General features: G+C 54.8%; 3 protein-coding genes. 2 read left to right on the top strand and 1 reads right to left on the bottom strand.

The features are described 5' to 3' along the window. A partial coding sequence (locus ACYVI1_RS00965; protein WP_460905660.1) for a methylmalonyl-CoA mutase family protein occupies positions 1-2,244 on the bottom strand: 2,244 nt, incomplete at its 3' end. A gap of 173 nt (positions 2,245-2,417) precedes the next feature. Here ACYVI1_RS00965 and ACYVI1_RS00960 point away from each other — a divergent pair. Both ACYVI1_RS00960 and ACYVI1_RS00955 read left to right on the top strand, forming a co-directional pair. Next, complete coding sequence (locus ACYVI1_RS00960; protein WP_460905658.1) at positions 2,418-3,305, top strand: TraB/GumN family protein; 888 nt, start codon at positions 2,418-2,420, stop codon at positions 3,303-3,305. A 175-nt stretch (positions 3,306-3,480) separates the two neighbouring features. After that, positions 3,481-6,231, top strand: a complete 2,751-nt coding sequence (locus ACYVI1_RS00955) for a PQQ-dependent sugar dehydrogenase (RefSeq protein ID WP_460905655.1) — start codon at positions 3,481-3,483, stop codon at positions 6,229-6,231.

Here is a 6,231-nt window from a genome sequence, read left to right as displayed (position 1 = left end):
GACCGGCGTCAGCCCTCGTGCGTCAGCAACCCCCGGCCCCCCGCTCCCTGCTCCCTGCTGGCGTAGCCATTTCTCACACTGCTGGTCGATGGCTGCGTTCAGAAAAAAGGCCAGCAGCATGGGTGCGGGGCCGTTGATGGTCATCGACACCGACGTTGCCGGGTCGCAGAGGTCGAAGCCCGAGTAGAGTTTCTTGGCATCGTCGAGGGTACAGATACTCACGCCCGAATTGCCAACCTTACCAAAAATATCGGGCCGCAGGGCAGGGTCTTCGCCGTACAGAGTTACCGAATCGAAGGCCGTTGAGAGTCGTTTGGCGGGCAGGCCTTTCGAGACATAATGGAACCGGCGGTTGGTGCGCTCCGGCCCGCCCTCGCCCGCAAACATCCGCGTTGGGTCTTCGCCCTCGCGTTTGAGCGGGAATACGCCCGCCGTATAGGGAAATTCGCCCGGCACGTTTTCCGTCAGCAGCCAGCGCAGCACATCACCCCAGTCGTGGTATTTGGGCAGACTAACCTTCGGAATTTTCAGGTGCGACAGTGTTTCGGAATACAACGCCTGCCGGATGATTTTGTCCCGGACTTTAAACTCATAAAATTCCGCCGTGTAGCGTTCCTGCATGTGAGGCCACTGGTTTAGCAGCGTGCGGCAGTCGGGGTGAAGCCGGGTTTCGAGGTCGGTGTATAAAGCCTGGACTTCACCCCCCGGCCCCCTGAAGGGGGAGCCTCCGGCGTCGGCAACTTCCCCTTCAGGGGGCCGGGGGGTATTTCCCAGAATCTTCATCACCCCATCAACCTGATACAGTTGTCGGGCCAGCGTAGTTTGTTCGTTCACAAACGCAGCATAGCGCCGACTTTCCTCTACAATTTCGGCCAGATACCGCACCCGGTCGGGGGGGATAATGGCCTGGGGAGCACGGAGCGGGGAGCGCGGGGCGGGGTGTTGCTCCGTGCTCCATGCTCCCCGCCCAACTCCCAAATCCACCATCAGTCGCTCAAACAGCGCATTCATGCCCGCATCGTTGAACTGCGACGCAATGGTGCCGACAATGGGCAGTTCGTCGTCCGGCACCTCCCATAAATTATGATTGCGCCGGTACTGTTTTCTGACATCACGCAGGGCATCTAATGAACCGCGTTTGTCAAATTTATTGATGGCGATGACGTCGGCAAAATCGAGCATGTCGATTTTTTCCAACTGCGTTGCTGCGCCATAGTCGGCGGTCATCACATATAACGCCTTGTCGGAATGCTCCGTAATTTCCGTATCCGACTGCCCAATGCCTGATGTTTCCACGATAATCAGGTCAAACTGAGCGGCTTTGCACACGTCAATCGCATCCTGCACATGCCGGCTCAGAGCCAGGTTCGACTGTCGCGTTGCCAGTGAGCGCATATAGACACGAACCGGCGAACCGGCGGAGGGCGTGATGGCGTTCATGCGGATACGGTCGCCAAGCAAGGCACCACCCGTTTTGCGTTTCGATGGATCGACTGAGATAATCGCCAGCGTTTTATCGGGAAATGCTCGTAAAAACCGCAACACCAGTTCATCGACTAAGGAAGATTTTCCCGCGCCCCCGGTGCCGGTAATGCCGAGCACGGGCGTTGAAACCGGCAGGGTCTTTGAGACCTTATCGGTTTGATATGCATCCGGGTGGTTTTCGGCGGTGGTAATCAGGCGGGCGATGGTCTGATGTAGAGACGCGACCCTTCGCGTCTCCTGACCGGATGGTATTTGCCGACGCAAAGGAGACGCGAAGGGTCGCGTCTCTACGGGTGGCAACTCAAAATCGCACTGCCGCAGCAGATCGTCAATCATGCCTTGCAGCCCCATTGCCCGGCCATCGTCGGGGGAGTAGATGCGCGTGATGCCATAGGCGTGCAGTTCCGCAATTTCAGCCGGGAGAATGGTGCCACCACCTCCGCCAAAGAGTTTGATATGACCGGCTCCGCGTTCGTTCAGCAGGTCATGCATGTACTTAAAAAATTCCAGATGCCCGCCCTGATAGCTGGTTACGGCAATACCCTGCACGTCTTCCTGAATGGCGCAATCGACAATCTCGGCTACCGAGCGGTTATGGCCGAGGTGAATCACTTCGGCGCCCGACGCCTGCATAAGCCGACGCATGAGGTTGATAGCCGCATCGTGGCCGTCGAATAGCGATGCCGCCGTGACAAGGCGAATTTTATGCGTGAACGGTTGCGGGTGCGAGGGGCTGAGTTTAGGTTGTTGAGTAGTCATAAGCAGATAGGGCCTGCGCCGAAAAAGTTGGTTCAAAGGTACGAAGCGAAGGGCAATGCCGTTTCATCAGCGGAGGGTCGCCGTTCGTCCCGGCAAACGATTCATTGTCCCTTTTTTTGATGCCAGACCAGCACAACCCGTAGCTTTGTATTCAGATTGCCAAACGAAAGACTATGAACAACAAACGAAGACTTGCTTCCCGGATCGCCCTTGCCGGACTCGTAGTGGCCGGTTCGCTGACGACAACCGTTCAGGCGCAGGACAAGGCGTTGCTGTATGAAATGACGGGTCCCGGAATAACTAAACCCTCGTATCTCTACGGCACGTTTCACCTGGTTTGCCCAGCCGACCTGCAAATTACGGATGCCATCAAAAAGGCCGTTAGCGATGCACAGCAGGTGTATCTGGAAATTGATTTAGACGACCCGGCCATGATGGGTAGTATGCAGAAAGCCATGATGATGCCTGACGGAAAAACGGTGAAAGACCTCCTCAAACCAGACGACTACAGCGTTTTAGACAACTACCTGAAGCAGAAAATGAATATGGGTCTGGCGCAGGTTGGGATGCTTAAACCCATTGGCCTGATGTCGATGATGTACATGACCATGCTGCCCTGCCAGCCTGCTTCCTACGACATGACCTTTGCTCAGATGGCGGCAACCGATAAAAAAGAAGTGCTGGGGCTGGAAACGATTGAGGCCGAATTGGCCGCTTTAGACAAGATTCCGATGGAAGAGCAGCTAAAAGGGCTGGTCGATATGGCTAAAAAACCAGACGAAGCAAAGAAAGAATTTGCCGAAATGGTTGCCATTTACAAAAGCCACGATCTGGCTAAACTAATGAACACTATGAAATCCAGCCAGTTCAGCGGGGGCGATTTCACGCAGTTTGAGGAAAGTTTACTTTCCGAACGCAATGTAAACTGGATTCCGGTCATTGAGAAAGCGGCCAAAGAAAAACCGACGTTTTTTGCCTTTGGCGCGGGCCACCTGGGCAACGAAAAAGGCGTTATAAACTTGCTGCGTAAGAAAGGATACACCGTGAAGCCGCTTCAGTGAGCAGGCCGTTGAGAACGGTATGGGTCAACAGAAAATCAAATGATTTGAGACAAACGTGACTTGTGTTTTCGCAAGCCACGTTTGTCTTTTAACGGTAGATGGACGCTCCCGGATGCTTTGATTACCAGAAAGGCGTTGACCTCGACTGGTATCGAATTAACCTACTGCAAAATCAATGAACTCCCTATTTACAAATCTATCGCTGGGTGGCGCCGTGCTGGGGCTTGCTGGCCTGTTGAATAGCTGGGCCGTAGAAAATCATAAACCAAAGCCCCAATCGGGTGTGGTGTCGGTTGTTGATACGACCAAACGGCCCGAAGAGAACCGGTTTACCAAGACGGTGCTGTCGAATGACCTCAACGAACCCATGGAACTGGCCGTAGCCCCCGATGGGCGCGTGTTTTTTGTGGAACGGGGCGGTAAATTCTACATGTACGATCCCGTTCAGAAGAAAACCCGGCTGCTGCACGATTTTCCGGTGAAAGCGGTCGAAAAATACCTGAACGGGCTGCTGGGCATGACCATCGACCCGAATTTCAGTAAGAATCATTACCTGTATTTTTTCTATACCATACAGGACAGCCAGCAAACCAAACAGCGAATTGCCCGCTTTATCGTTCGTGACGACAACACCCTGGATTTAGCCAGCGAAAAACCCATCATCGAATTTCCGATTGACCTCGAAGTGAGCGCCCACACGGGCGGCTCGATGACCTGGGATAGGCACGGCAACCTGTTTATTTCGACCGGCGACAATACGGTTCCGTTTGAGTCGAGCGGGTTTGCACCCATCGACCAGCGCGACGGGCGGCTTACCTTCGATGCCCAGCGTTCGGCGGGAAATCCCAATGATTTGCGGGGCAAAATTCTTCGTATTCACGTCGAAGCCGATGGTTCCTACACCATTCCCGAAGGCAATCTGTTCCCGAAAGGGACCCCCGCCACCCGGCCCGAAATCTACGTGATGGGCTGCCGGAATCCATACCGCATTTCGGTCGATCCGGCCACGTCGATTGTGTACTGGGGCGAAATCGGCCCTGACTCCGGCACCGACGGGGAGCAGGGACCGCGTGGCTACGATGAATTCAACCAGGCCAAAAAAGCGGGAAACTATGGCTGGCCCTATTTCGTGGGCAACAGCAAACCCTACCATCAGTACGATTTTGCCACCAAAGCCGTCGGGCCGCTGTTCGACCCGAATGCCCCGGTCAATAACTCACCCAACAACACGGGCGCCAAACAATTGCCGCCTACCACGAAGGCAATGGTCTGGTATCCCTACAATAAGTCAGACGAATTTCCTGAACTCGGCGTTGGCGGGCGGTGTGCGATGGGCGGGCCGGTCTACCATTTCGATGCGGCTCTCCAATCCAAAACAAAACTGCCCGCCTACTATGATAAGGCGCTGTTCATGTACGACTGGATGCGGAACTGGGTCTTTGCCGTGCGCTTAGACGAGCAGCAGAATTTTCAGCTTCTGGAGCGGTTTATGCCCGCGCGGGGCGATTTTCGGCGACCAGTGGATATGGAAATCGGGCCGGAAGGCTCAATGTATATGCTCGAATACGGGTCGGTGTATGGCATCGACAACGAAGATGCCCGCTTAGTGCGAGTTGACTTCAACCCCGGCAACCGTGCCCCCGTCGCAGCCATTACGGCGAAGGACACCATCGGGCTGGCTCCACTGTCGGTGGCTTTTACCAGCACGAGTTACGATTACGACAAAGACCAGTTGCGCTACCAGTGGCGGTTTGAGGGCAACACGGTGGCTTCGACACAGGCCAGCCCGACCTACACCTTCCGCAAAAATGGCATTTACAAAGCACGGCTTACTGTGACCGACCCCGCCGGAAAATCCAGCACCGATACGCTGACCATTAAAGTAGGCAACACCATGCCACAAGTGGCTATTTCCACGACGGATAACGGCACGTTCTTCTTTCCCAATCAAACGCCGTTCCGGTATTCGGTGGCCGTGAGCGATAAAGAAGACAAGCCCGTCGATAAGAAAAAGGTGAATGTGGTGCTGACATACATTCCGAAAGTGGCCGGTAACGACCAGCAGATAGGCCACCAGCAAATTTCGGCATCCTATAATCTGGGTAAATCGCTGATTGCGGGCAGCGACTGCAAAGCGTGCCATCAGTTGGCGGCCAAGTCGGTTGGGCCGTCGTTTACGGATGTGGCTAAAAAATACCGCGACGACAAAACCGCAACGGCCAAATTAGCCAACAAAATCATCATTGGGGGCGGGGGCGTCTGGGGCGAACATGCCATGAGCGCCCACCCGCAGCTATCGCGGGAGGAAACGACCGAGATGGTTAAATACATTCTTGCCGTTGGTGGCCAGGCTGCCGAAAACCGGCTCCCGCAGCAGGGTAGTGTCGTCCTGAAAGAACATGTCGGAAATCAGGAACAAAGCCGGTATATTCTGACGGCTTCCTATACCGATAAAGGCAGTGTGGGTGCGCCACAGCCTAAACTGGCCCTGACTAAAAGCGATGTGCTGGTGCTGCGCCCGACCAAAGTGCTGGGCGCCGAAGCGGACTCCCTGCACGATATGGCAAAACAGGGCCGACGCCTGGGCAACATTAACCACCAATCGTATTTCGTGCTGAAGTCGATTGATTTGAAAGGCATCGACCAGGTAACGTATCATTATGCGTCGCTCGATCAGAACGCCACCATCGAGGTGCATACCGATTCACCAACGGGACCTGTGATCAGCACCGCCAATACGACCGCAACGGGTGACCGGAGAAAATTTGCCGACGTGAGCGCCCCGATTCAGACTCCGGGGGGGCGGCACGATTTATATTTCGTGTTTATGAAACCCGATGGTAAAAACCTGCTCGCCCTGGAGTGGATAGGATTTCAGCCGAAAGAAACCGCAATGACACAACCCGTAAAACAATCTGGAAAATAA

The organism is Spirosoma areae, assembly GCF_054781775.1.
This window is presented reverse-complemented; position numbering and strand designations above follow the sequence as displayed.

What these genes read in the sequence shown, in the direction of transcription:
- ACYVI1_RS00960 (WP_460905658.1), top strand. Translation starts at nt 2,418, where the DNA reads ATGAACAACAAACGAAGACTTGCTTCCCGGATCGCCCTTGCCGGACTC.
- ACYVI1_RS00955 (WP_460905655.1), top strand. Translation starts at nt 3,481, where the DNA reads ATGAACTCCCTATTTACAAATCTATCGCTGGGTGGCGCCGTGCTGGGG.